At 72.8% G+C, this 26440-nt stretch carries 23 protein-coding genes and 1 pseudogene; 19 read left to right on the forward strand and 5 right to left on the reverse strand.

Going from position 1 to position 26440, the window contains the following annotated elements; all coding sequences use genetic code 11:
- Position 1: 1 nt before the first annotated feature.
- The 4 genes from tap to OG896_RS00585 all read right to left on the reverse strand — a co-directional run bounded on the left by tap (position 2) and on the right by OG896_RS00585 (position 4319).
- The gene (tap, locus tag OG896_RS00570) at positions 2–2203 is read right to left on the reverse strand and encodes a telomere-associated protein Tap (RefSeq protein WP_329361307.1); all 2202 of its coding nucleotides are present in this window, start codon (positions 2201–2203) and stop codon (positions 2–4) included.
- A 205-nt stretch (positions 2204–2408) separates the two neighbouring features.
- A complete protein-coding gene (locus OG896_RS00575; protein ID WP_329361309.1) occupies positions 2409–3068 on the reverse strand; it encodes a GNAT family N-acetyltransferase in 660 nt (219 codons plus the stop codon).
- Between the two features lie 335 nt (positions 3069–3403).
- Positions 3404–3868 (reverse strand): cold-shock protein, encoded by a 465-nt coding sequence (locus OG896_RS00580; RefSeq protein ID WP_329361311.1) that lies wholly within the window; start codon positions 3866–3868, stop codon positions 3404–3406.
- A 199-nt stretch (positions 3869–4067) separates the two neighbouring features.
- Positions 4068–4319 (reverse strand): hypothetical protein, encoded by a 252-nt coding sequence (locus OG896_RS00585; protein ID WP_329361313.1) that lies wholly within the window; start codon positions 4317–4319, stop codon positions 4068–4070.
- Between the two features lie 292 nt (positions 4320–4611).
- Here OG896_RS00585 and OG896_RS00590 point away from each other — a divergent pair, with 292 nt between their 5' ends.
- Both OG896_RS00590 and OG896_RS00595 read left to right on the forward strand, forming a co-directional pair.
- Positions 4612–5370, forward strand: coding sequence for a thioesterase II family protein (locus OG896_RS00590; protein ID WP_329361314.1), 759 nt, complete (start codon positions 4612–4614; stop codon positions 5368–5370).
- Between the two features lie 158 nt (positions 5371–5528).
- On the forward strand, positions 5529–6284 hold the full coding sequence (locus tag OG896_RS00595; protein WP_328473481.1) for a GntR family transcriptional regulator: 756 nt from the start codon (positions 5529–5531) through the stop codon (positions 6282–6284).
- Positions 6285–6401: 117 nt separating this feature from the next.
- Here the strand turns inward: OG896_RS00595 and OG896_RS00600 are convergent, their stop codons facing one another.
- Positions 6402–7346 (reverse strand): zinc-dependent alcohol dehydrogenase, encoded by a 945-nt coding sequence (locus tag OG896_RS00600; protein ID WP_329361317.1) that lies wholly within the window; start codon positions 7344–7346, stop codon positions 6402–6404.
- A 257-nt stretch (positions 7347–7603) separates the two neighbouring features.
- Here OG896_RS00600 and OG896_RS00605 point away from each other — a divergent pair, with 257 nt between their 5' ends.
- The 17 genes and pseudogenes from OG896_RS00605 (at position 7604) to OG896_RS00685 (ending at position 26222) form a co-directional block, all read left to right on the forward strand.
- Positions 7604–8707: a Gfo/Idh/MocA family protein gene (locus OG896_RS00605; RefSeq protein ID WP_329361319.1), complete on the forward strand. Its 1104-nt coding sequence runs from the start codon at positions 7604–7606 to the stop codon at positions 8705–8707.
- Between the two features lie 13 nt (positions 8708–8720).
- The gene (locus OG896_RS00610) at positions 8721–9482 is read left to right on the forward strand and encodes a ThuA domain-containing protein (protein WP_329361322.1); all 762 of its coding nucleotides are present in this window, start codon (positions 8721–8723) and stop codon (positions 9480–9482) included.
- 3 nt (positions 9483–9485) lie between these two features.
- Complete coding sequence (locus OG896_RS00615) at positions 9486–10460, forward strand: ABC transporter permease (RefSeq protein WP_329361323.1); 975 nt, start codon at positions 9486–9488, stop codon at positions 10458–10460.
- Positions 10461–10462: 2 nt separating this feature from the next.
- Positions 10463–11323, forward strand: a pseudogene (locus OG896_RS00620) (ABC transporter permease); the annotation flags it as partial.
- A gap of 144 nt (positions 11324–11467) precedes the next feature.
- Positions 11468–12610, forward strand: coding sequence for an ABC transporter ATP-binding protein (locus OG896_RS00625; RefSeq protein ID WP_329373595.1), 1143 nt, complete (start codon positions 11468–11470; stop codon positions 12608–12610).
- Positions 12607–13845, forward strand: a complete 1239-nt coding sequence (locus tag OG896_RS00630) for an ABC transporter ATP-binding protein (protein WP_329361324.1) — start codon at positions 12607–12609, stop codon at positions 13843–13845. Before OG896_RS00625 ends, OG896_RS00630 begins: the two co-directional genes overlap by 4 nt.
- Before the next feature lie 73 nt (positions 13846–13918).
- A complete protein-coding gene (locus OG896_RS00635) occupies positions 13919–15595 on the forward strand; it encodes an ABC transporter substrate-binding protein (protein ID WP_329361325.1) in 1677 nt (558 codons plus the stop codon).
- A 166-nt stretch (positions 15596–15761) separates the two neighbouring features.
- Positions 15762–16436 carry a ThuA domain-containing protein gene (locus OG896_RS00640; protein WP_329361327.1) on the forward strand — a complete coding sequence of 225 codons (675 nt, stop codon included), beginning with the start codon at positions 15762–15764 and terminating at the stop codon, positions 16434–16436.
- A gap of 43 nt (positions 16437–16479) precedes the next feature.
- Positions 16480–17271 carry a sugar phosphate isomerase/epimerase family protein gene (locus OG896_RS00645; protein ID WP_329361329.1) on the forward strand — a complete coding sequence of 264 codons (792 nt, stop codon included), beginning with the start codon at positions 16480–16482 and terminating at the stop codon, positions 17269–17271.
- Positions 17268–18239, forward strand: coding sequence for an NAD-dependent epimerase/dehydratase family protein (locus OG896_RS00650; protein WP_329361331.1), 972 nt, complete (start codon positions 17268–17270; stop codon positions 18237–18239). The genes OG896_RS00645 and OG896_RS00650 overlap by 4 nt, the downstream gene beginning before the upstream one ends.
- Before the next feature lie 150 nt (positions 18240–18389).
- On the forward strand, positions 18390–19445 hold the full coding sequence (locus tag OG896_RS00655; protein ID WP_329361333.1) for a Gfo/Idh/MocA family protein: 1056 nt from the start codon (positions 18390–18392) through the stop codon (positions 19443–19445).
- Complete coding sequence (locus tag OG896_RS00660; RefSeq protein WP_329361335.1) at positions 19442–20302, forward strand: GntR family transcriptional regulator; 861 nt, start codon at positions 19442–19444, stop codon at positions 20300–20302. The genes OG896_RS00655 and OG896_RS00660 overlap by 4 nt, the downstream gene beginning before the upstream one ends.
- A 41-nt stretch (positions 20303–20343) precedes the next feature.
- Entirely contained in the window at positions 20344–22452 is a 2109-nt protein-coding gene (locus OG896_RS00665) for a primary-amine oxidase (RefSeq protein ID WP_329361337.1), read from the forward strand.
- Complete coding sequence (locus OG896_RS00670; protein ID WP_329361339.1) at positions 22449–23201, forward strand: sugar phosphate isomerase/epimerase family protein; 753 nt, start codon at positions 22449–22451, stop codon at positions 23199–23201. The genes OG896_RS00665 and OG896_RS00670 overlap by 4 nt, the downstream gene beginning before the upstream one ends.
- Positions 23198–24316: a Gfo/Idh/MocA family protein gene (locus OG896_RS00675; RefSeq protein WP_329361341.1), complete on the forward strand. Its 1119-nt coding sequence runs from the start codon at positions 23198–23200 to the stop codon at positions 24314–24316. The genes OG896_RS00670 and OG896_RS00675 overlap by 4 nt, the downstream gene beginning before the upstream one ends.
- Entirely contained in the window at positions 24313–25332 is a 1020-nt protein-coding gene (locus OG896_RS00680) for an SIS domain-containing protein (protein WP_329361343.1), read from the forward strand. The genes OG896_RS00675 and OG896_RS00680 overlap by 4 nt, the downstream gene beginning before the upstream one ends.
- Positions 25329–26222, forward strand: a complete 894-nt coding sequence (locus tag OG896_RS00685) for a BadF/BadG/BcrA/BcrD ATPase family protein (RefSeq protein ID WP_329361345.1) — start codon at positions 25329–25331, stop codon at positions 26220–26222. Before OG896_RS00680 ends, OG896_RS00685 begins: the two co-directional genes overlap by 4 nt.
- Positions 26223–26440 lie beyond the last annotated feature (218 nt).

The following is a 26440-nucleotide window of genomic DNA, read 5'->3' on the forward strand; positions in this document are numbered from 1 at the left end:
GCTACTCCCCCTCGTCCAGGACCGCGTCCCCGCCCTTGACGTGCCGGGCGGGGTTGTGCTGCTGCTCCAGCAACTCCACTGCCCAGTACAGCGGTTGGGTGCCCTCGTGCTTGACCATCCCCGGGGACACCCCGAGCCGGAAGGTGCCCGGCGCGGGCTTGCCCGCAGGATCGTAGGGCAGCACGTCCAGGGGCGACGGCCCGGCCGACGGGTAGACGGCGCAGTCCGACAGCACCGCGATCGGCAGCACCGCGTCCGCGCCGAACACCACCGCCCCCGACGGCGGCGGGCCGCCGCTCGTGGCCAGCGCGGTCCTGACGAGCTTGCGGTGCATGTTGACGCGGGCGGCGGAGATGACCGCGGCCCGGATGTCGGGCCGCCAGCTCGGGCGTTCCAGCGCCGGCCAGCGCTCGCCGGGCCGGTACTTCGCGCCCTGGGGGCGTTCGCGGAGCTTGCCGATGCCGCCCTTGACCGTCGACTTGATCGCGGACAGCACCGCCGCCATCCCCGGGTCGCCCGCCTTGTGGGTCGCCATCGCGGCGAGGAAGTCGCCGGGCGCCAGGTCGGCGGTCACCCCGAGGTCGGCCATCGTCGCCTTGTACGCCTCCGCCAGGTGCTTGTACCAGGGGTCGAGGTACGGGCCCGCCGCGCGCCGTAGCCACGCCTCGACGGGGTCGAGCCGCACCGGCAGCCGGTACGTGTCGATCAGCTCCTGCGCGTACGCCACCGTCGGGGTGGCGTACCAGGCAGGGCCCTCGGGGCGCCGGCCGTGCGGGGTGAACGGTGACGGCAGCCGCGGGTCCAGCTCGATCCCGGACAGGTCCACCAGCCAGCAGCCGGGCACCGTCTTGTCGAACCGCGGCGAGCGTACGTACTCGGGTCCGGACAGGCCCACGACCAGGCGGTTGGCGGCCGCGAGGAACGCGGTGTTCACGTCGATGCCGACCGCGAACTGCCGCGCGCACTCGGCGTCGGTGAGCAGTTCGGTGGCGCGGACCCAGTCGTACGCCTCCTCGTCGAGGACCTCGGCCGGGGTGCGCTCGTGGGTACGGGGGTGGAGCGCCGCGACGACCGGGTGTTCGTCCGGGGCCTCCGGCGGCGCCGGGTCCACCGCCACGGTCAGCGAGCCCGGTACCGGACCCGACACCCATGTGCCGGTCGCGTCGTCGCGGACCGCCCGCGTCGGCGGCCGCAGCGCCGCCATCAGTTCGAGGCCGGCGACCGCGGTGGACCCGCGCGGGGTCAGCACGCGGGCCGCGTACGCCGAGAGCGCCCGGGCGAGTTCCGCCGGCGGCAACTGGTCGGCCTCGCCCCAGGCACGCGCGTCGAGCGCGCCCCACGGCAGCACCGCGAACTGCACGCACTGCCGTTGTCCGCCCACGGCCGGCCGGTAGACGCGTGCCCACGGCCCGAAGCCGCGCTGGGTGAGCCGCCACTTCGCCTTGCCGATCTGCCGTACGACCTGGTGGTCCTCCGGCAGCCGCATCGAGCGCCGGTCCTCCAGCCGCTCGGGCAGGCCCAGTCGACCGGCTGCCTCGGTGGTGAGCACGACCAGCGGGTCGGAGTCCTTGCCCGAGTGGTGCAGTCGGGCCGCGCCGAGCCTGGCCTCCGCGAGGGTCCACTCGACCAGTTCGGGCAGCGTGCCCGCAGGGCACTGCAGCACCAGGCCGCCGGCGCAGTACAACTGGCCGTCGCCGTCCAGGACGCCGAGCGGGCCGTGCGCGAAGCGGGGGTCGGCGGCGGCCCGGGCCGGGGCCGCCGCGGGGGTGGCGGGTGGCCGCTTCGGCGCGGTGCGCCGCGCGGGCGCCGACCGCGCCATGGGAGTACGCGGCGCGGGGGCGGGGACGGGGGCGGGGGCAGGTGCCGGCGCGGGCGCGGGCGGCTGGGTGGGCGGCGGGGCCGCAGCCTCCGCGCCTGCGGACGCCGCCGCGTCGCCCGACGGCGCGGGTGCGGGGAAACGAGCCGCGAGGCCCTCCAGCAGCCGGGCGTACGCGGCACGTTGCGGCGGCCGGGGCTCGCTCAGCCCGGCCTCCCAACGGCCCACCGCCTCACGCCGGGTGTCCACCGCCCCGGCGATCTGTGCCTGGCTCAGCCCGGCCGCCTCCCGCAGCCGCTTCCGCTCGGCGGGCGGCGGCAGATCGTCCGAGGGGACACGCTCCAGCAGCGCGTCGACCGCGCTGAACAGCTCGTTCTCCGTGGGCACAGGACTCACCTCCGCGCCCACCCTAGCCGTACCGCACACCGGATCGCGTCCGAATCGCTCAGCGGCCGCCGAAGATCCGCCCCCGACCGAGCCAGGGCGCCCCCATGGGTCCGTGCGGCGGCGTAAAGGGGCGTGCCGTGGGTGGGGCGCTCGGCATCTCGACTCGCCGGCCCACTCCGCCTGCCACGAACCCCAGGTCCAGCGCTCAGGCCGTTGCCTTGTCCGGCAGGCCGAAGAGCGGCAAGCAGGGCCGGAGACCGGCGACGGTGACAGAGACATGCTGGTGTGTCTCCCACCTGGCCCGGCTCAGCCGCAGGCGGCGCATCGTCACGCGGCGACCTCGAACCGCCAGCTGGTCAACGCCGTCGGGTTCGTATCCCAGCTTCCCGGACACGGCGAACGAGGAGGCGTTGTCCTCGAAAGCCCCCGACAGCGCGTCGGCAGCACCCAGCCCGACGAATGCCAGATGCAGCGCGGCGGCACGCATCTCGGTGCCGATTCCCTGCCGCTGATGGCGGATGCCCAGCCAGGAGGCGGTGCTGACCTGCCTCAGCGCGGCGAAGTCACGGGCGGCGATGGCCTGAAGGCCGACGACGCGGCCGTCTTTGAAGACGGAGAGGTTCAGATCCCAGTTGTCCCCGGACCAGTTCCCCCGCCGCAGCCAGTGGTGCTGCACTACCGAACGCGCCCTCTCGGCAGGCGGCAGATCCGTCCAAGGCACGATGAACGGCATCCTGTCAGGCTCGTGGATGCCCCCGGCCGCCAGGTCGGCCAGTTCACCGAGCTCTTCCTCGGAGGGCAGCCGCAATTCCAGCCGGGGAGTGGTCAGACGCAGGCCCAGCAGGGGCCAGTGATCCATCAACATGGTCCAGTGTCCGCGCCCGCCAGGACCGACCGCATCCCGTTTTCCGCCTCGGTCGAGATCCGCCGCCGGGTCCGGCCGGCCACCTGGTCCACCGGCGGAGCCGGGGCGCGAGCACCGCGCGCACGACCCTGGCCACGCCGCTCGCGCCGGGTCCGTCCCCGTCGCCGGGTCGGCCCCCGTCACCGGTTTCGGGTTCCAGCACGCGCTGGAGCTGCGCCGGCACTCGGTGGGTCGACCGCCAGAGCGGGACGAACATGCCGGCCACCGGGTCGAGCGGTCGACGGAAGGTCAGCCGGTCGAGCGGCCGGTCCGCGGAAGGTCGGGCGGTCGTACGGTCAGCCCTCGACCCAGCCCTGCCGCTTGCCGAACCGCACCAGGCTCTCCCGCACCGCGACGATCTGACGTCCTGTCAACTTCGGTACGCAGCCCAGCAGAAGCTCGGTCAGCTCAGCGCCGTACTCGGTCGCGCCCAGCACGTCGCAGGTCTTCTCCTCGCCGTCCTCGCCGTTCTCGGCCGGCGAGGCGGTCGCCGCGCTCGCCTGCGCGGGCGACGTCCGCTGCCCCGGCACGAGTGCCCGCACCGGCGGGCTCCCCGCCTCCCGCGCGAGCCGCACCTCGGAAGCCTTCGGCCCGCGCTCGCCGTCCTCGATCTCGAACTCCACGGCGAGCCCCGAGTGCACGGACGACTCCGGAATCAGCAGGTCGTTCACATGCAGGAAGACGTCGTCGCCACCGCGGTCCGGGGCGATGAAGCCGTACCCGCGCGTCCCGTCGAACCGGATCACCCGACCGACAGCCATCCTCTGCCCCCCATGACCGAGATTCCACCGGTGTCCCGCCCGACACACTAGGCGAGTTCCCGACCGCACGTCCGCCACTTCACCGACGCGGCTCAACACGGCGGCGGGCAGCGGAAATCCGACGAGCGGGCCGTGGCCACCCCGGCCCCTCCGGTCATCCTGGTCACTCCGGTCACCTCGCTCGCTCCGATCCCTCCGGTCACTCCGGCTCGATGAGCCGATCCGCCTCCGCCCGGTAGCTCCTGAGGTCCTCCGGATCGAGGAAGGCGGTCAGGGCACCGCAGGACAGGCAGGCCCGGCCCCGGCGCGCCGTGTACTCCGGGCGCCGCCTGAGCACCCCGGGCCGCCGGAACCGCAAGGTGGGGTGGCGCTGGTCGCCGACCCTGTTGTCCGTCATCAACTCACCGAGCGGCCCCAGTTCCCCCGCCCCGCACACGCCGCATCGCAACATGCCACCGAGCGTACGTACGTCCGCACCCGCGCATGCGGCCGCCGGGTCCAGCTGGGGCTCCGGCTTCAGCCACGGCTCCGGCTCCGGCTCACGCGTGGCCGTGGACGTTGATGACGGTTCCGTCCGCTGCTCGGACGAAGAAGCGCCGGATGCCCCAGGGTCCGGTGGTGAGGGGGTAGACCACGGTGAGACCACGCCGGAGCGCCGCGGCAATGTCCAGTCAACTGCCCAGTGTGCGACCGAGGACCGTCTTGTTATGTTCGGCGGAAGCCGAACTCGACGTTGGAGCAGCATGTCTTCCGTGGAAAGTCAATGGTGCCGCCGCTATGTCCCCGCACAGAACCCGACCGCGCGCCTCGTCTGCCTCCCGCACGCCGGCGGATCGGCGCCCTTCTTCCACCCGGTGGCGACGGCGCTCGGCCGCGAGGTGGACGTGGTGGCGGTGCAGTACCCGGGCCGCCAGGACCGCCGTACCGAGCCGCCGATCACCGACATGTCCGTGCTCGCCGACCGGATGGCCGAGATCCTGCGTGCGGACGACGGGCTCCCGCTGACCTTGTTCGGGCACAGCCTCGGCGCCGTCCTCGCCTTCGAGACCGCCCGCCGGCTGGAGGCCGAGGGCCGGCCGGTGGCGCGGATCGTCCTGTCCGGGCGCCGCGGGCCGTGCACGCACCGGGACGAGGCGCTGCACCTGCTCGACGACGCCGGGCTGATCGCCGAGCTGCGCGCGACCAGCGGCACCCTGTCCGTCCTGCTCGACGACGAGGAGCTGATGCGGGCCGCGCTGCCGGCGCTGCGCGCCGACTACCAGGCCGTCGAGTGCTACACCTGCGATACGGCGGCGAGCGTCAACTGCCCCATCACGGTGCTCACCGGTGACCAGGACCCCAAGGTCACGCTCGACGAGGCGCGCCAGTGGGCGCGGCACACCACCGGCGGGTTCGAGTTCGAGGTGTACCCGGGCGGGCACTTCTTCCTGACCCGGCACATCGCGCCGATCCTCGGCCTGCTGCGCGGGCACCTCACCGGGACGTCCGCGACCTTGTCGTAGCCGCGGCGCGGGGCGGCGATCCGGGCGGCGCCGACCGCCGAAGGGTGCCGGACCGGCTTCGCCACCCCGCGTGGTGGCTTCTGGCCAGAGAGTGGCCGGTGAAGCTAAGGTGATCCGCGCTTGTTCACCGGAGCAGATCACCATGGGGGCTTCACCGTATGACTGACTCGCCTGAGGTCTCCGGCGCCGTACTGCCCGGCTATCCCGAGCCGTTGTGGATTCAGGCGGTCAACGTGATCCGCGGCGAGATCGACCGCGGGGTGCTGCAACCCGGCGGCCGGCTGCCGCCCGAGCGCGAGCTGTGCCGCCAGTTGGGTATCAGCCGGGTGACGTTGCGCAAGGCGCTGGGCAGCCTGGTCGAGGCCGGTGTGCTGAACCCGTCGCACGGGCGCGGCTGGTACGTCGCCCGGAACGCGCAGAAGAAGGAGTGGCCCAACAGCCTGGAGTCGTTCAGCGAGACGGCGACCCGGATGGGCCTCACCCCGCACTCGAAGGTGCTGCGCGCCGAGACCAGTCCGGCCAGCATCGACGAGGCGGAGCAGTTGGGCATCGCCCCGGGCACTCCGCTGTTCCGGCTGGAGCGGGTGCGGTTCCTGGAGGGCGTGCCGATAGCGCTGGACCTGACCCGGCTGCGGCGGGCGCTGGTGCCGGACATCGAGGAGGTCGACTTCCAGGACCGGTCGCTGTACTCGACGCTGTCGGCGGCCGGGGTGGAGCCGGTGCGGGCGGACAGCACGATCGAGGCGACGAAGGCCGACGAGCGGGCGGCCGAGCACCTCGATCTGGCGCCCGGCGACCCGGTGCTCGTGATGCGGCAACTGGCGCTGAGCGCGCAGCAGGAGCCGCTGTTCGTCTCCACGATCCAGTACGCGGGCGACCGCTACCGGCTGCGCACGTCGTTCGCCCGGTCGTAACGGCGCCCGCCGCGCGCGCCTCGGCCACGAGGACGTGGCCGCGTACGTCGTGCGCGCGGTCGTCACACGTACGTCGTCCGCGCGGCCGCCGGCGCGGCCCGGCCACGGCTGCCCTGGTCAGAACAGCACGACGCCCTTGACGAAGTCGGGCCCGGCCTCCTCCATCATGCGGAACGCCTCGTCCACGTCGTCGAGCCCGAACCGGTGGGTGATCAGCGGTTCGTAGCTGAAGCGGCGCTCGGCGACCAGGTCGAGGGCCTGGCGCATCGCGGCGAGCAGGCGGGTGCGGTCGGGGCAGAAGCCGTTGACGACGGTGACGGCCTTGTACCAGAGGTCCATGTCCATCTTCGCGTCGCCGGTGTGGTGGTAGCCGACGACGCACAGGGTGCCGAACGGGCGGACCAGGCTGCCCGCGGTCTTCAGCCCGCCGGTGGCCCCGGTCGCCTCCAGGACGATCTCCGGCCGCGCGTCGGTGGCACGGCTGGTATCGGTGCGGTATTCCGCCGGCAGTTCGTCGGGGGCGAAGACCAGGTCGGCGCCGAGGGCGAGCGCGCGCCGGCGGCGGGCCGGGTCGGGGTCCACGCCGACGAGCAGGCCGGGGGCGTGCCGTTTGGCGAGCTGGACGAGGCCGAGCCCCATGAAGCCGAGGCCGACCACGGCGACGCGGGCGCCGGGGGCGATCGGGGTGCGGGACAGGGCCTCTTCGAGGGTCGCGACGGGTTCGCCGATGGCGTGCGCCGGTTCGATGCCCGCCGGCACCGGCAGGACCGCGTTCGCGTCCAGCACCGCGCGGGTCGCGAATCCGTCGCCGCCCAGCCCGGTCACCAGGTCGCCGGGCTGCCAGCGGGCGGCGTCGCGTCCCGTGGCGACGACCCTGCCGACCATCTCGTGGCCGAGCCGCACGGGCGGCGCGGCCGGGTCGTGGGTGAGCCACGGCCCGATGTCCGAGGTGCACACTCCGCAGGCCAGTACGTCCACCAGCACCTGACCGTCGCCGGGGGCCGGGTCGTCGGCGGTGACGACCTCGGAGGTGCGGGGGCCGATCAGTTGACTGAACTTCATACGAGTCTCCTGTCTGAGTGGTGCGGGTCAGTGTAGCCATCTGGTTCTAAGTGGTAAGCCCCCATGCAAGGCGATCATGGCCGAATCCACCATCCCACTTGTCCGGTTTTTCGACCAAACATCATGATTATGGGTCGAGTTTCCGCCGCGTTACCTGCTGTTCGACCCCTAGACAGAGCCGCTCTTCGGAATAAGATGTCGCCAAGTGGTATGCGTTTGGCACACCATCACTAGCGTCCGGAGAAGGTGAGGTATGCATGGACGACTCCATGCGGGTCTCCAGTGCGGACCTGTCGGCGGTTGTCGTCGGGGCCGGCTCGCAGGGCAGGGTGCACGCCCTCGGCTATCTCGCCACCCCCGGGGTGGCGCTGACCGGTCTCGCCGACGTGGACACCGCGTCCGCCGAGGCGCTGGCCGCAGAACTCCAAGTGCCCGCCGTCCACCGCGACTTCCGCGAGCTGCTCGCGGCCACCCGGCCGGACCTGGTCAGCGTCTGCACGCCGCCGGCGCTCCACCTCGACGTGGTGCGGGCGGCGATCGCGGCGGGCGCCCGGGCGATCCACTGCGAGAAGCCCATGGCGCTCAGCTACGGCGACGCCGTCGCCATGGTGACCGCCGCCGCCGACGCCGGGGTGCAGCTCACCTTCAACCTCCAGCGGCGCTTCGAGGCGGTGCAGCGGCAGGCCCGGGAGTGGATCGCGCAGGGCGAGATCGGCGACGTGGTGACCGTCGAGGGGTACTGCCCCAACCTCTTCGACTGGGGCACCCACATCCTCGACCTCATCCTCTTCCACCGGCAGGACGCCGCCCCGGAGTGGGTGCTGGGCCAGATCGACGTCTCGGTGAACCGCTACGTGTACGGCGTCTTCACCGAGACCGCCTCACTGACCCAGGTGGGCTGGGCGGACGGGGTACGGGCGGTGGTCTCCACCGGCCGCGAACCGCACACCTCCGCGCTCAACCTGGAGAACGGCCTCGGACTGATCGTCCAGGGCACCCGGGGGCGGGCCGACATCCGCGGCGCCCGCACCCTGCTGCGGCGCTTCGGCAAGGACGACCTGCTGCGCGAGTCGCCGTTCGACACCGACTCCCGTACCTGGGACCGCGGTGTGGACCCCGCGATCGTGGCCGGCACCGCCGACGCGATCCGCGACCTGGTCGCCTCGCTGCGGACCGGCAGCCGGCCGGCGCTGCACGCCGAACACGCGCTGCGCGGCGCCGAGTTGATCTTCGCCACCTATGAGAGCAGCAGGTCCAGGCGGCGCGTGGTGCTGCCGCTGGACCGGATGGACAACGCCCTGACCAGCGGGCGCGCAGAGGGCTTCTGGAGCCCTACCGGTGAATTGCGCTCCACCTACTGAATCGAGCCTGCGCATGCAGATATCCCAGCCCCGCCATGTCCGGGCCGGCCACCCCGCGAGGCCCGCCGCCCGGGCCGCCGGGCACCGCGCCCGTGCCGCGGCCCCGGCCGGCCGCCCCGCAGGGCCGACCGCCCTCGCCGTGATCAGCGGCGACGACGTGTACGAGGACCTGTTCACCGCGGCCTCCGTGCTGCAGAGCACGCTGACCGAAGAGGGCTTCGCGACCCGCACCGGGCTCGGCACCGCCCCGCTGGACGGCGCGGCCGACGCGGACGTGATCGTCCTGTACACCGCGCTGGGCCGTTTCACCACCGGGCAGCGCCAGGCGCTGGCGCGGGCGGTGCACGGCGGCTGCGGCCTGGTCGCGCTGCACTCCACCACGGTCCTCGCCTCGCCGCCGGACCGGCTGGACGCGGGCGACCGGCTGCTCGCCGAGCTGATCGGCGGCCGCTACCTCTCGCACGGGCCGCTGCCGCACGAGAGCCGGTTCGAGGTGCGGCTCGACCCGGACCACGAACTGACCGCGGGCATAGCGCCGTTCGAGGTGACCCACGAGCACTACGAACTGGCGACGGCGGACGACGCTCAGGTGGTCGCCTGGCGGGAGACCGCCACCGGCACCGAACCCCTGCTGCACACCCGACAGTACGGCCAGGGCCGGGTCTGCTACCTCCAACTCGGCCACGACATGCGGATCTGGGGCGAGCCCGCTATGCGCGAGCTGGTGCGGCGCGCCGCCCGCTGGGCCTGTCGACCCGATCGTGAAGGCGAGTGACCGGTGCGCACGCTGCTACGGAAGATCGCCTTCTACCTGCTCACCGCCTGGGCGGCGATCAGCCTCAACTTCCTCATCCCGCGGATCATGCCGGGCAACCCGGCCGACAACCTGATCCAGCAGTTCCACGGCAAGCTCAGCCCCTCCGCGGTGCACGCGCTGCGGGTGCTGTTCGGCCAGTCCGACCAGAACCTCTGGCAGCAGTACGTCAGTTACTGGCACAGCGTCTTCACCGGTGACTTCGGCACCTCCTACGCCTACTACCCGTCGAAGGTCAGCACGGTGCTCGGGCAGAGCATGTACTGGACGCTGATCCTGGTGACGATCTGCACGGTGCTCGGCTTCGTCATCGGCACCGCGCTGGGCATGCTGGCCGGCTGGAAGCGGGGCAGCTGGCTGGACTCGCTGGTGCCGATCACGACGTTCCTGTCGTCGATCCCGTACTTCTGGTTCGCGATCATCATGGTCTATCTCTTCGCGATCACCTTCAAGTGGTTCCCGCTGTCCGGCGGTTACGCGCTCGACCAGCACATCGGGCTGAACAGCGGCTTCATCGGCAGCGCGATCAACTACGCGGTGCTGCCGGCCGTGACCATCACCGTGGCGTCGATCGGCGGCTGGCTGATCGGCATGCGCAACATGATGGTCACCACGCTCAGCGAGGACTACGTCCGGCTCGCCGAGGCCAAGGGCCTGTCGAAGCGGCGGGTGATGTACACCTACGCGGCGCGCAACGCGATGCTGCCGTCGCTGTCGGGCTTCGCGATGTCCCTCGGCTTCGTCATCGGCGGCTCCATCGTCACCGAGGTCGTCTTCAACTACCCCGGCATCGGATCGGTGCTCTTCAAGGCCGCCCAGGCGGCCGACTACCCGCTGATGTCGGCGATCTTCCTGCTGATCACCGTGCTGGTACTCGTCGCCAACCTCGTCGCGGACATCGCGTACGTCTTCCTCGACCCGAGGACAAGGGAGAGCTGATCATGGCCCTGCAACCCGCTGCCCTGGCCGAGTCCGACGCCGCTGTCCCCGACACCGCCGGCGCCGGCCCCGCGGCCGAGTCCTCCGCCGGTCCCGACCGTCTCTGGCTGCGCCTGCTGCGCTCACCGCTGACCCTGACCGGTCTGGTGATCGTGCTGATCTTCGTGGTGCTGGCCGTCGTCGCGCCGTGGATCTCACCGTACGACCCCTCGTCGGTGAGCGACACCACCCTCGCCGGGCCGTCCGGCTCGCACTGGCTGGGCACCACGCAGAACGGCCAGGACGTCCTGTCGCAGATGCTCTACGGCGCCCGCGCCTCGATGCTGGTCGGCATCGGCGCCGCCGTGCTCACCACCGTGCTGTCGGTGGCGGTCGGCGTGACCGCCGGCTACGTCGGCGGCCTCGGCGACGAGGTGCTGTCGCTGCTGGCCAACGTGTTCCTGGTGCTGCCGAGCCTGCCGCTGACCATCATCCTGGCCGCGTACCTGCCGCACAGCGGCTCGCTCGGCATCATCCTGGTCATCACCGTGACCGGCTGGGCCTGGGGCGCCAGGGTGCTGCGCGCGCAGACCCTGTCGCTGCGCAAACGGGACTTCGTGGAGGCCGCGCGCGCCACCGGCGAGCCCACCTGGCGGATCATCGTCAAGGACATCCTGCCCAACCAGGTGGCGGTGATCGCCGCGTCCTTCCTGGGCACGGTGACGATGGCCATCCTCACCCAGGCCAGCCTGGCGTTCCTGGGCCTGGCCGACGTCACCCAGTGGTCGTGGGGGACGATCCTGTACTGGGCGCAGACCGGCAGCGCGCTGCTGACCGGTGCCTGGTGGTGGTTCGTGCCCGCCGGGCTGGCGATCGCGGTGCTCGGCACCGCGCTGTCCCTGGTCAACTTCGGCATCGACGAGTTCATCAACCCCCGGCTGCGGCAGGCCGGCATCGGCACCAAGAAGGCCCAGCGCGGCCAGGTGTCGGCGAAGCGGACCCGCCGCGTCAAGCACCAGGGCCCGCGGGTGCGCCGGCCGGCCCCCACCCCGTTCACCCAGGACAGCACCGACGTCGTGCTGGACGTGCGCAACCTGCGGGTGGAGTACGTCGGCGAGGGCGGCAGCCGCACCCCGGCGGTCAGCGACGTGTCGTTCCGGCTGCGCCGCGGCGAGGTGCTCGGCATCGCGGGCGAGTCCGGCTCCGGCAAGTCCACCCTCGCCTACGCCATCACCCGGCTGCACAAGCCGCCGGCCGAGATCAGCCAGGGCGAGGTCCACTACACCGGCCCGGACGGCGACACCGTCGACGTGCTGGCCATGGACGACGCCGAACTGCGCGGATTCCGCTGGGAGGAGCTGTCCATCGTCTTCCAGTCCGCGATGCACGCGCTCAACCCGGTGCTGCGGATCGGCGCGCAGATCGAGGACGTCATCGTCGCCCACCGGCCGAAGATGAACGCGCCCGAGCGCGCCGCCCGGGTGATCGAGCTGCTCGGCATCGTCGGCATCCCGGCCGACCGCGCCAACTCCTACCCGCACGAACTGTCCGGCGGGATGCGGCAGCGCGCGATGATCGCCGTCGGGCTGGCACTGGACCCCGAGATCATCGTGATGGACGAGCCGACCACCGCGCTCGACGTGGTGATCCAGCGCCAGATCATCGAGAAGATCATGGAGCTCAAGGACCGGCTCGGCTTCTCGGTCGTCTTCATCACCCACGACCTGTCGCTGCTGATCGAACTCTCCGACACCATCGCGGTGATGTACGGCGGCAAGGTCGTCGAGATGGCGCCGGCCGACGACTTCTACCGCCGTCCGCAACACCCCTACAGCCGCGGGCTGCTGGCGTCCTTCCCCACCCTCGGCGGGCCCAAGCGGGAGCTGACCGGCATCCCCGGCTCCCCGCCCGACCTGCGCCGGCTGCCGACCGGGTGCGCCTTCCGGCCGCGCTGTCCGCATGCGTTCGACGCCTGCGCCACGCAGGTGCCGCCGCTGTACCAGGTGGGCGGACCCGGCGGCGGCACCGGGCTGGCGGCCTGCCTGCTGCACGCCGACGCCGCACCCGGGGCGAAGGCCGGCGCGGAACCCGGTGCCGCCGGCCCCGGCACGGCGCGGCCCGCGCACCCCGAGACGACCCCGAACGAACTGGCGACAGGTGAGACCCGATGAGCGCTGAGACCACGGCCACGGCGGCCACCGGCGCCGGCGGCACCAGCGGCACCGCCGCCGAGCGGCCCGTGCTGGAAGCCGTCCACGTGACGAAGCACTTCCCGGTGCGCGGCGGACTGCCGGTGCGCGGCGCCGAGCGCAAGGTGGTGCACGCCGTCGAGGACGTGTCCTTGCGGCTGTACGCGGGCCGGATCACCGCGCTGGTCGGCGAGTCCGGCTCGGGCAAGTCCACCCTCGCCCGGCTGCTCGCCCAGCTCTACCCGCTCACCAGCGGGGAGGTGCGGCTGCACGGCGAGCCGGTCCGGGCGCTGCGCGGCCGGGCCTTCCGCGACCACGTGCGCAAGGTCCAGCTGATCCTCCAGGACCCGTTCGGCTCGTTCAATCCGGTCGCGACGATCGCCGGCACCCTGAAGCGGGCGGTCGCGCTGCACCACCCGGGCAAGCACGGCAAGGACCGGACCGCGGTCATCGACGACCTGCTGACCCAGATCAACCTGGTGCCGCCGCGGCAGTTCACCGCGAAGTACCCGCACGAGCTGTCCGGCGGGCAGTTGCAGCGGCTGTCCATCGCCCGCGCGCTGGCGGCCGACCCCGAGGTGTTCCTCGCCGACGAGCCGGTCTCCAGCCTCGACGTCTCCATCCGGCTGGGAATCCTCAACCTGCTGCGCCGCCTCACCGAGGAACGCAACGCGGCGATGCTCTACGTCACCCACGACATCGCCTCCGCCCGCTACTTCGCCACCGACACCGCGGTGATGTACGCCGGCCAGGTGGTCGAGTCCGGCCCGTCGGAGGCGGTGACGCAGCAGGCGGCGCACCCGTACACGCAGTTGCTGATCGCGTCCGCGCCTGACCCGTCGCGGGTCGGGGCGGAGCGGGTCCGGGACATCGGGCAGCCGCCCAGCCTCATCAACCCGCCGTCCGGCTGCCGGTTCCACCCGCGCTGCCCGTACGCGATGGAGCGGTGCGCCGGCCAGGTGCCGGAGCCGTTCGAGCTCTCCCCCGGCCACACCGCCCGGTGCTGGCTGTACGCCGACGACCCCGAGGCCCGCGCCAGGCGCGCGGACAACGCGGAGGCCGTCGCGAACCTCACCGCACCCGTGGCCGAGGTCGCCACCGCGACCGGCAGCGCCACCGCCACCGCGCCCACCCCCGCCACCGCACCGGCGCCGGCGACCGCCGCCACGCCCGATTCGCCGGACGCATCCGACACTCCGGACGCACCCGCCTCCTGATCTCCCCAGGGCCGCACCCCGCCGGCCCGCACGTAGCTCATCCGCTGTCCCTACTTCCAAGGAGCAGACGCACGTGACCACTTCACAGTCGCCCCTCGCGTCCGGCATGACCAGACGCGGCGTCCTCGCAGGTGCGCTGGCAGGCGCCGGCACCCTCGCGCTGTCCGCCTGCCAGCCGTCCGGCGGCGGCAGCTCGGGCGGCAGCGACACGCTCACCGTGGCCGCCCAGGCCGACAACCTCACGCAGGTCTTCAACCCGTTCCTGGAGAACACCGCCCAGGGACTGACCTACACCAGCCCCGGGTCCGGCGGCTTCATCTACGAGCCGCTCGTCCAGATCAACACCGTCAACATCGGCCATGACCTGCCCTGGCTGGCGAAGTCCTGGCGCTGGTCGAACAGCAACAAGACGCTGACGCTGGAGTTGCAGACCGGTGTGAAGTGGACGGACGGCACGGCGTTCTCCGCCGACGACGTGATCTTCACCTACACCCTGCTGAAGCAGAACGGGGCGCTCAACCTGGGCGGCGTCAAGTTCAGCACGGTCACCTCGCCGAGCCCCGCGCAGATCGTCTTCACCTTCGACGTGCCTTCCGAGCAGTTCTTCACCGAAGTGGTGTCGGTCCCGATCGTCAGCAAGCACATCTGGTCGACAGTGAAGAACCCGGTCACGTACACCGACAAGAACCCGGTCGGCACCGGCCCGTACAAGCTCGACCAGTTCTCCCCGCAGAGCTTCACGCTGGTGCGCAACGAGGAGTACTGGCAGCCGAAGGCGCAGATCAAGTCGCTGCGGTTCGTCGCGTACAAGGACAACGAGAGCATGACGAACGCGCTCGTCCAGGGTCTGGCGGACTGGGGCGGCACGTACATCGCCAACGCCGACCGGACGTACCTCAGCCGCAGCAAGCACAACAACTACTGGGCGCCGCTGGCCGGGACCGACGGCCTGATCCCCAACCTGGAGCGCTGGCCGCTGAGCGACATCGCGGTGCGCAAGGCGATCAGCCTCGGGGTGAACCGCAAGCAGGTCGGCGCGGCCACCGCCTCCCCGCCGGCCACCAGCGTCACCGGGCTGCCGATGCCCGCGTACACCTCGTCGATCGCGCCGCAGTACAAGGGCCTCGACTTCACCCAGGACGTGGGCAAGGCGCACCAGACGCTGACCGACGCCGGCTACACCAAGGGCGGCGACGGCTACTACCGCAAGGGCGGGAAGCGGCTGGAGTTCTCGATCACCTTCCCGTCGGCGTACACCGACATCGCCTCCCGGGTGCAGGTGCTGATCTCCCAGCTCAAGGACATCGGCATCAAGCTCACCATCGACACCACCACGGTGAACGACATCAACACCCGCACCGCCAAGGGTGACTTCGACTCCACGATGGGCTACCCGGTGAACTCCGCGCCGCGGGCGTTCTCCTACTACTACGACACCATCAACCCGAATCTGTACTTCCCGCTCGGCAAGGCGACGCCGACGTACCAGAACATCGAGCGGTTCCGGAACGCGGAGGCGGCCGAGCTGTTCAAGGAGTACCCGAAGGCGACCACGGACGCCCAGCGGCAGCAGATCCTGGACGGGATCGAGAAGATCTTCGTGGAGAACCTGCCGTGGATACCGATGTTCTACTGGGGCAGCTACGGCAACTGGAGCACCGCGAAGGCGACCGGCTTCCCCACGCCGCAGGACCCCTACTTCAGCCCGGTGCCCAACCCGGTGGTCGCGCTGCGGCTGAAGCCGGTCTGATCCGCCGCGGCCCGCGCACCGCACCGCGGGCCGCCCACCCGCACCGCGCGCCCGGTCCGCACCGCCCACCCGGCCCGCACCCCGCGCCCGGTCCGATCCACCCGCCCCGTGCGCTGGCGCCGGGCACCCCGATCCCGTTTTCTGCCGCACCCCCGCGAGGAGAGCCATGTCCCACCTGACGACGCCGAGAGCCATGGTCGTCGTGAACGGCGACGACACCCACCACGACCTGCTCAGTGCCGCCGGAGTCTTCCAGCAGCTCGGTGTCGAGGCCGGGTTCGCCACCCGCAAGGCCATGGGCACCAGCCGGTTCACCGATCCGCGGCCAGAGACGGCCGAGGCGGACGTCTACCTCTTCTACACCGCGGGCGGGCACTTCGCGACCGGCCAGCAGCAGGCGCTGGCCGACGCGGTGCGGGCCGGCAAGGGGCTGGTCGGGGTGCACGGCGCCAACATCCTCGGCTGGCAGGGCGACGGCCTGGACCCGGCCGACCGCCCGATGTTCGAGCTGCTCGGCAACCGCTACCTCTCGCACGGGCCGGGCCACCACGAGGGCCGGCACACCATCGAGATCGTCGCGGAGCACCCGATCACCGAGGGCGTCACCGACTTCGAACTCTTCGACGAGTACTACGAGTTCGAGCTCGCCGACGAGGACGTGACGGTGCTCGCGCAGCGGCACCGGGCGGACGGCGCCGTCATCCCGGTGCTGTACGCCCGCGAGGTCGGGGCCGGCCGGGTGGTCTACCTGGCGCTCGGCCACGACATGCGTTCCTGGGGCGAGCCGCCGGTGCGCGCCCTGGTCCGGCAGGCGCTGCTGTGGGCGGCCGGCCGTGACTGAGACGACGAGCGCCGGCCCCGCGCGGCCGGCCGGAGGAGGAGACATGGCAGCCGGTATCGGCGTCATGATGTACACGGTGCTGGACCAGGCACGCGCCGACCTGGAGGGCACCCTGGCCCGGCTGGCGGAGCTGGGCTACCTGGGCATCGAGACCTACGGGCTGGTGGAGCACTTCGGGCCGGCCCGGGTCAGGGACGCCGTCGCGGCGGCCGGGCTCACCCTCACCAGCGCGCACACCCCGTTCCCGGCCGGGGCGGACGCCGAGCGGCTGCTGGACCAGAACCAGGAGCTCGGCGCCGAGGTCCTGGTGTGGAGCATGGAGCGCGAGGAGTTCGACTCCCCCGACGCGATCCGGCGCGGCGTGGCGCGGGTCAACGAGGCCGCCGAGCGGGCGGCCGGCCGCGGCATGCGGATCGCCTACCACAACCACTTCGCCGAGTTCAGCCAGGAGTTCGGCGGCCGGTCGGCGTACGACCTGCTGCTGGAGCTGCTCGACGACCGGGTGCTGGTCGAACTCGACGCCTACTGGACGGTGATGGGCGGCGCCGACCCGGCGCAGGTGCTGGCCGGGCTCGGCGAGCGGGCGCGCTTCGTGCACGTCAAGGACGGCCCGGCGCTCTCCTACGAGGACGACGTGATGGTGCCGATCGGGGAGGGCCGGATCGACTGGACCCGCACCCTGACGAGGCCGTCGGGTCCGCGCTGGCACATCGTCGAGCTGGAGCGGCTGCACATCGACACGTTCGAGGCGCTGCGCCGTTCCTACGCCCATCTGGTCGGCCACGGGCTGTCCCGTGGCGCGGTCGTCCCGGCGCCGACCGAGGAGCAGGCATGAGGGTGCTGTTCCTCGGCGGTGCCGGGATGATCGGTTCGGCGGCGGCCGCGCGGGCCGCGGCCCAGGGCGCGGACGTGACGATCGTGACGCGCTCGGAGCCGGTGCGGGCGGTCGCCGACGGCGTACGGCAGTTGCGGGCGGACGTCCGCGACCCGGCGGCGCTGAAGGCGGTGCTGCGCGACGAGGAGTTCGACGCGGTCGTCAACTGGGTCGGCTTCACGCCCGACGACGTGCGGGCGCATCCGGAGCTGTTCACCGGCCGGACCGGGCAGTACGTCTTCATCAGCACCTGCTCGGTCTTCGGCCGGCCGGTGCCGCACCTGCCGATCACCGAGTCCAGCCCGCGCCGCCAGCCGGTCTTCGGCTACGCGCGGGACAAGATCGCCTGCGAGCTGCTGCTGGAGGACGCCTACCGCGACACCGGCTTCCCGCTGACGATCGTGCGGCCCTTCCACACCTACGACCGCACGGTGGTCCCGGTGCTCGCCGGGTGGACGGCGATCGAGCGGATGCGCGCGGGGCGGCCGGTGGTGGTGCACGGCGACGGCACGTCGCTGTGGTCCCTCACCCACGCCCGGGACTTCGCGCGGGCCTTCGTGGCGCTGCTCGGCCTGGACCACGCGGTCGGCGAGAGCGTCAACGTGGTCAGCGGCGACATCCTCACCTGGGACCAGATCCATCTCGCCCTGGCCACGGCGGCCGGGGTGCGCGACCCCCTGCTGCGGCACCGGGCCAGCGAGTCGATCGCCGAGCGGGTGCCGGGCTGGGGCGAGGTGCTGGAGCACGACTTCCGGCACTCGATGCTCTTCGACACCTCCAAACTGCGCGCGCTGGTACCGGGGTTCGCACCCGAGGTGTCGTTCTCGCAGGGCGCCCGGGAGGTGCTGGCGCACTACGACGCCCACCCGGAGCTGAAGTCGGTCGACGAGGAGCTGTCCCAAGCCTTCGACGTACTGCTGGAGGGCTGATGAGGACCGCCCGCTTTCCCCCAGTGGTATTGCGTGGTCTATATTTAGTGGACCCCTGACATACCATAAGCAGACCAAAGAACTAACGTGAGAGTCCGGCTGCGGGCACCGCCCGCGGCCGGCCACCGCAGGACGAGGGAAGAGGAACGCGTGATCGGCGTCGGTCTCATAGGTTCGGGATTCATCGGCGACACATACGCGGACGCGCTCCAGGACGTGAGGAACGCGACGCTGGTGGCAGCCTGTTCGCGCGACCTCGCGCGCGCCACCGCGCTGGCCGCCAAGTGGGCCCCGCAGGCCCGCGCTTACGACGACATGGCCGCCCTGTGCGCCGATCCGGCCGTCGACCTGGTGGTCGTCGCGGTGCCCAACGAGGCGCATCTGGACGCGGTACGGACCGTCGCCGCCGCCGGCAAGGGCGTGGTGTGCACCAAGCCGCTGGCCCGCACCGGCGCGGAGGCGGCACAGATCCTGGACGTGGTCCGCGAGGCGGGCGTCTGGCACGGCTACGCCGAGAGCTCGGTCTTCTCGCCCAACATCGCCAAGGCGCACGACATGGTCGCGGCCGGCGCGATCGGCGATCTGCTCACCATGCGGGCCCGCGAGGCCCACTCCGGGCCGCACGCCCCGCACTTCTGGGACGCGCAGACCGCCGGCGGCGGCGCCCTGCTCGACATGGGGTGCCACACGGTGGAGTCCGCCCGGCACTTCTTCGGCAAGGACAACCCGATCACCGAGGTCTTCGCGTGGGGCGCCACCCTCGCCCACGCGGACCGGACCACCGGCGAGGACACCGCGATCGCGCTGCTGAAGTTCGCGGGCGGCCAGCTGGCCACCGTGGAGTCGTCGTGGATCGAGAAGGGCGGCATGCAACTGCGGCACGAACTCGTCGGCAGCGCCGGCCGCCTGGTCACCGACACCTCCGCGACACCGGTGTGGGGCTTCATCGAGCGCCCGGCCGGCTACCTTGTGGAGAAGGCCGACGCCGACACCGGCTGGGTCTACCCGGTGCCGGAGGAGGCCCGCGCCTACGGGTTCAGCCAGCAGATGCGGCACTTCGTGGACTGCTTCGCCCGCGGCGAGGTGCCCCGCGAGACCTTCGAGGACGGCGTCGTCGTCAACCACGTGCTGGACGCCTGCTACGCCTCGATGCGCTCGGGCACGTGGGAGAAGGTCCAGGAGCCGAAGGTCCAGGCGCCGGCATGAGCACGGATCACATGAGCGCGCGCCGGGCGGACCCCGCGGCGGCACCGCGAACACCGGCGGGCCAGGCACCGGCACCGCGAACACCGGCGCCGGCGGTACCGGAGCTGCCCGTGGTGCCGGCCGCGCTGACCGGCGGCTACCCGGAGCCGCTGTGGATGCAGGCGAAGGAGGCGCTGGAGAACCGGATCGCCGTCGGCGAGGTCAAGCCCGGCTCCCGGCTGCCCCCGGAGCGCGAGTTGTGCCGGATGCTCGGCATCTCGCGGGTCACGCTGCGCAAGGCGCTCACCGCGCTGGTGGAGGAGGGAGTGCTGCGCGCCGCGCAGGGCCGCGGCTGGTACGTCTCCGCGGCGGAGCGCAAGGAGTGGCCCAACACCCTGGAGTCGTTCTCCGAGACCGCCCGCCGGATGGGCCTGCTGGCCACCTCGCAGGTGCTGCGCCGAGAGACCGGTCCGGCCAGCTTCGACGAGGCGGAGGCGTTCCAGATCGCCCCCGGCACCCCGCTGTACCGGCTGGAGCGGGTCCGCATGCTCGACGGCGTACCCATCGCGGTCGACCACTCGCTGGTCCCCACCGACGTCGCCGCGGGCTTCGACACGGTCGACTTCACCGTCCGGTCCCTCTACGACACGATCGCCGACGCGGGCTTCGAGCTCGCCCAGGCCGACACCACCATCGAGGCCCGGCCCGCCGACGCCGCGCTCGCCGGCCACCTCGCCATCGCGGCGGGCACCCCCGTCCTCGACATGCGGCAGATCGTCCGCGACCGCGCCCAGCGGCCGCTGCTGTCCTCGTCGATCCGCTACGCCGGCGACCGCTACCGCCTGCGCACCTCCTTCATGCGGAACGCCGGCCAATGACCCGGCGCCCCCCGAACCCCCTTCGCAGAAGCGGAGCCCCCGTGACCACAGCAACACCACCGCCCGCGCACGGCGGCGACGACGGCAGTGCCGCCGCCGGCGCCACCGGCCGCGCCGACGCCTACGACGCGCCCGCCCTGGCCGTCGCCCTCGCCTCGCCGCGCCCCGACGAGATCACCGCCTGCACCGCGCTGCTCCGGCGCGAGGGCCTGATCGGCCCCGACACCCACGTGTCCTACTTCGGCCTCGCCGAGCAGGACAAGCGCGAGCTGCTCGCCGGCGCGATCGCCCCGCGCCGCTTCCGCGCCATGCTGATCGACCTGCGCACCGGCCTGTCGCACGACGTCGTCGCCTGCCCCGGCGAGGACCGGATCGTGTCGGCCCGCGTGCTGGACACCGCCACCGACGGCCATGTCCCGGTGGTGCTCGCCGAGTTCCCGCTCGTGGAGGAGATCGTGCACCGCGACGAGCGCTGGCTCGCGGCGATGCGCAGGCGCGGCCTGACCGACGTGACGCGACTGCGGGTCAACCCGCTGTCCGCGGGCGTGCCCGGCGCGGGTGAGGACGGCCGCCGCCTCCAGCGCTGCTTCACCTTCGTGCAGAAGACGCCGGACGACCTCGGCTGGGCGCACCCGGTCGACGGCGTCACCGTCGTCGTGGACGTGGTCACCCGCGAGGTCCTCGACGTGCTGGACGTCGCGCACCTGCCGGTACCGCAGGAGGACGGCAACTACCACGACCCGCGGTGGGTCGGGCAGCCGCCGCGCGCCGGGCTGAAGCCGATCGAGATCACCCAGCCCGAGGGCCCGAGCTTCACCATCGACGAGAACGGCGTCATCGACTGGCTCGGCTGGTCCCTCCAGGTCGGCTTCGACCAGCGCGAGGGCCTGGTGCTGCACAACATCGGCATCGACGACGCCGGCCGCCGCCGTCCCGTGCTCTACCGCGCCTCCCTGGCCGAGATGGTCGTCCCCTACGGCGACCCGAGCCCGCAGCGCTGGTTCCAGAACTTCTTCGACTGCGGCGAGTACCTGCTCGGCGGGTTCGCCAACTCCCTGGAACTGGGCTGCGACTGCGTCGGCGACATCACCTACCTCGACGCGGTGCTCGCCGACAGCGAGGGCGGCGTCCACGTCGTCCCGCAGGCGATCTGCATCCACGAGGAGGACACCGGCATCCTGTGGAAGCACTCCGACAATTGGAACGGCTCCACCCAGTCCCGGCGCGGCAGGCGCCTGGTGATCTCCTTCTTCGTCACCGTCGGCAACTACGACTACGGCTTCTACTGGTACTTCTCGCTCGACGGCGCCATCGAGCTGGAGGTCAAGGCGACCGGTGTCGTCTTCACCTCCGGCTATCCCGGCCCCGGCTACGCCTACGCCTCCGAACTCGCCCCCGGCCTCGGCGCGCCGTACCACCAGCACCTGTTCAGCGCCCGGCTGGACATGGCGGTCGACGGCACCGGCAACGCCGTGGACGAGGTGGAGTCCGCCGCGGTGCCGCGCGGGCCGGACAACCCGACCGGCACCGGCTTCACCCAGACCGTCACCCGGCTGCGCACCGAGTCCGGCGCGCAGCGCCTGGCCGACAACACCCGCAACCGGTCCTGGGTGGTCACCAACCCCTCGGTCACCAACCGGCTGGGCAACCCGGTGGGCTACCAACTCCACCCGGAGGGACGGCCGGTGCTGCTCGCCGACGCCGACTCCGACATCCACCGGCGGGCCACGTACGCCACCCGGCACCTGTGGGTGACGCCGTACGCGCCGGACGAGCGGTACCCGGCGGGCGACCTGGTCAACATGCACCGGGGCGGTGGCGGGCTGCCCGCGTGGACCGCCGCCGACCGGTCGGTGGACGACACCGACATCGTGCTGTGGCACACCTTCGGCCTGACCCACTTCCCGCGGCCCGAGGACTGGCCGGTGATGCCCGTCGACTCCGCCGGGTTCGCGCTCAAGCCGTACGGCTTCTTCGACCGCAACCCGACGCTGGACATCCCCGCCCCCACCGCCGCGCACTGCCACGCCGGCGGCCACCACCCGCCCGGGGAAGACGGTCCGGGCGAGCGGCACGACCCGCACCACGACCCCGGAACCCACCACGACGACCACGAGCACGACCATGACCACGGAAAGGCCGGCGCATGACGACCGCGCAGCCGCTGGGAATCCAGCTCTACAGCGTGCGTGACGACATCGGACCCGCGGACCTCGACCGTACCCTCGCGCGACTGGCGGGCTTCGGTTTCACCCACGCGGAGCCGTACGACATCCTCGGCGACACCGAGCGGCTCGGCGCCGCGCTGCGGGACGCCGGGCTGAGCGCCGCGACCGCCCACGCGTCGGTGCTCCGGCACGACGTGGCGGACATCCTGGACGCCGCGCAGGCGCTCGGCATCGGCTGCGTCATCACGCCGTACGTCGACCCGGGCAGCATCGCCGACCGGGCGGGGGTGGAACGCCTCGCCGACGCGCTCAACGCCGCGGCCGAGAGCGCCGCCGCGCGCGGCATCCGGATCGGCTACCACAACCACGACTTCGAGTTCGCCCAGCGTATCGACGGGGTGCCCGCCTACGACGTGCTCACCGGGCTGCTCGATCCCGCGGTGGTGCTGGAGGTCGACGTCTACTGGGCAGGGGTGGGCGGCGCCGACGTGTTCGAGCTGCTGCCGCGTCTGGGCGACCGGGTGCGCCATCTGCACGTGGTGCACGAGCGGGAGCCCGGCAACGACCGCCCGGTGCTGGGCGTCGACACGGCCGGCCGGATGGACGAGGTGCTGGCGCTGACCGCGGCGCACGTGGAGCTGCCCGTCGTCGAGGTGGTCGCCCACCACAGCGACGTCTGGCCGCTCGTCGAACGCAACGCCGCGTACTTCCTGGCCGGGGGTGCCGCATGAGCGCGCCCGTGCGGGTCGCGGTGGTCGGCGCCGGCGACATCTCCGCCCAGTACCTCGACGCCTTCACCGGCTACCCCGACCTCGCCGTCACCGCCGTGGCCGACCTGGTGCCCGCCCGCGCCCGCGCGCAGGCCGAGGCGTACGGCGTGCCGGCCTGGGGCACCACCGACGAGGTCCTGCGCCGCGACGACGTGGACCTGGTGGTCAACCTGACCGTCCCCGCCACCCACGCCGAGGTCGCGCTGGCCGCGATCGCGGCCGGGAAGCACGTGTGGGGCGAGAAGCCGCTGGCCCTGGACCGGGCGAGCGCCCGCGCCGTCCTGGACGCCGCGGCAGCCGCGGGCGTCGTGGTCGGCAACGCCCCCGACACCGTGCTCGGCCCCGGCGTGCAGACCTCCCACCGGCTGCTGGCCGAGGGCGCGATCGGCACGCCCAGGACGGTGCTCACCCTGATGCAGGGCCCCGGGCCCGATCTGTGGCACCCGCGGCCGCAGTTCCTCTTCGCCAAGGGCGCGGGCCCGCTCTTCGACATCGGCCCCTACTACGTGACCGCCCTGGTCCAACTGCTGGGCCCGGTCGTGTCGGTGAGCGCGAGCGGCCAGAGCCCGCGCCCGCAGCGGATCATCGGCGCGGGGCCGGACGCCGGCACCGCGTTCCCGGTGGAGGTGCCCACCCACGTCAGCGTGGTGACCACCTTCGCCTCCGGGGCGGTCGGCACCTCCGTCTACAGCTTCGACTCGCCGCTGCGCCGCCAGCTCTTCGAGATCACCGGCTCCGACGGTGTCATGGAGGTGCCGGTGAGCGGCTTCGACGGCGACACCCGGCTGCTGACCGACACCACGCCCGGCGCGCCGTGGACCACGGTGCCCGCCGTCGGCGTCCCGAGCGGCCGGGGCGTCGGCGTCCTCGAACTGGCCCGCGCCCTGCGGTCCGGCACCCGCCCGCGCGCCAGCGGCGAGTTGGCGTACCACGTGCTCGACGTGATGCTCGCGGTCGAGGAGTCCGTCGACCTCGGCGCACCCGTCCGGGTGGCGAGCAGCGCACCCGAGGTGCCCCCGATCCCACCGCAGTGGGACCCCACCACACGGACCTACGACGGAACGGAGCAGACATGAGCGAGGGATACCTCCCCTACGCCACGGCCCGCGCGACCCAGGCCGAGGAGCTGGAAGCCGCGATCGCCCGGCTGGCCCCGTCGGTGGCCTCGCTCGCCGCGGCCGGGCTGCTCACCGGCCCGGGACCGGTGTTCGTCGGGATCGGCGCCAGCCTGGCGGCCGCCTGCGCCCCGGTGTGGTCGCTGCGCAGCCGGGGCGTGCACTCCTGGCGGCTGGGCGCCGGCGACCACCCGCTGCCGTTCCCCGCCAGCCGGCACCCGGTGTTCGGCGTCTCGCAGAGCGGCCGCAGTTCCGAGACGCTCGCCGTCCTCGAATCCGTCGACCCGTCGCTGCGGCACGCCGTGGTCAACATGACCCCCTCGCCGATCGCGGACATCGCCACCGGCGTGCTCGACATCGGCAGCGTGCCCGACAGCTACGCCTCCACCATCGGCTACACCGCGACCGTCGCCGCGCTCGGCATGCTCGCCGACGCGTGGGACGGCGGCGCGCCGGACGAGGGCTGGGCCCGGCTCGGCGCGCTGTTCGCCGCGACGGAGAAGGAACTGCGCGAGCAGGTGCGGGCGCTGGCCCCGCTCTTCGCGACCGCCACCTCCGCGGACTTCGTCGGCGCCGGCCCCGCGGTGGGCTCCGCCGAGGCGTCCGCGCTGCTCTTCCGCGAGGTCGTCCGCATCCCGTCGACCGGGATGAGCACCCGCCAGTACCTGCACGGCGCGATGGAGTCGGCCGGCGGCGGGGTGCACGTGGTCTTCGGCGACGAGCGCGAGCACACCGTGGCCGACACCCTCGCGGCCGCGGGGCACCCGGTGGTGCTGGTCACCTCGGCGCCGCCCGAGAAGCGGCCGATGCTGCACCCGGTGCGGGTACCGCGGCTGCCGGCGGCGCAGCGCGCGGTGCTGGAGATCCTGGTCGCGCAGATCCTCGTCGAGGCCGTCGCCGAGGTCCGCGCCGTGGACATCGAGGAGTTCGTGTTCCACAACGCCGACATCAAGGTGACCGGGGGGCCGACGGTATGAGGGTCCTGGTCGGCGCCGACATCGGCGGCACCAAGGTCGCGATCCGGGTCGCGGCTCCGGACGGCACGGTCCGCGCCGACGTCGAACTGCCCTCCACGGGGTGGGAGGCCGCCCCGGTCCGGCACGCCGCGCGCTGGCTGCTGGACCGGGTGCGCACCGTACTGCCCGCGGGCGACGAGGTCGCCGCCCTCGGCGTCGGCGCGCAGGGCTGCGACACGCAGGAGCACTGCGCGCACCTCGGCGCGGCCCTCGAAGCGCTCGCGGTGCCCGCGAGCGTCGTCAACGACGCCGCGCTGCTGGTGCCGGCCGCCGGCCTGGCGCAGGGGATCGGCGTCATCGCCGGCACCGGCTCCATCGCGGTGGGCACCGGCGCCGACGGCACCGTGCTGTTCGCCGGCGGCTGGGGCTGGGTGCTCGGCGACGAGGGCAGCGCGCCGGCGATCGTACGGGAGGCGGCGAAGGCGGCGCTGGCCGCACACGACATGGGCCTGCCCGACGACGGGCTGCTCTCCGCGCTCCTCGCCCACTACGGTGTGGCCGACGCCCCCGGGCTCGCCCGCGCGGTCAACGACTCCCCCACGCCTGCCACTTGGGGCCCGGCGGCGCCCGCGGTCTTCGCCGCGGCCGCCGCGGGTTCCTCGCTCGCCGCCGAGGTGGTGGACGCGGCCGCGGCCGAACTGGCCGCGCTCGTCTACCGCTTGCGTGCGCGCGGCGCCACCGGCCGCACCGTCGTGGCCGCCGGCGGTGTGGTCCTCGCGCAGCCCCTCCTCGCCGACGGCCTGCGCTCCCACCTCGCCGCGGCCCAAACCGATCTGACGCTACGCCTGCTGGAAGTCCCCCCGGTCGCCGGTGCGGTGGCGCTGGCCAAGTCCCGTCTGACGGCCCCCTGACCCCAGGTGCGTGCCCGTGCTGTCGGTTCCAGGACCGCTCGCGGAGGAAGCCGCACTCACCAGGGCGCTGGGGCACCTCCCGGCGAAGGCAGGGCGAGAGCCGCGCGACAAGCCACCCGCCGGGCGCAAGGTCCCGGAACCGACAGAAGGGGGCGCCCCGGAGGGTCAGGGGCACCCCAGGGAGTCACGGCACCCGCCCCCCGGAGCACCTAGGAATC

This window comes from Streptomyces sp. NBC_00669 (assembly GCF_036226785.1).
Lineage (GTDB): Bacteria > Actinomycetota > Actinomycetes > Streptomycetales > Streptomycetaceae > Actinacidiphila.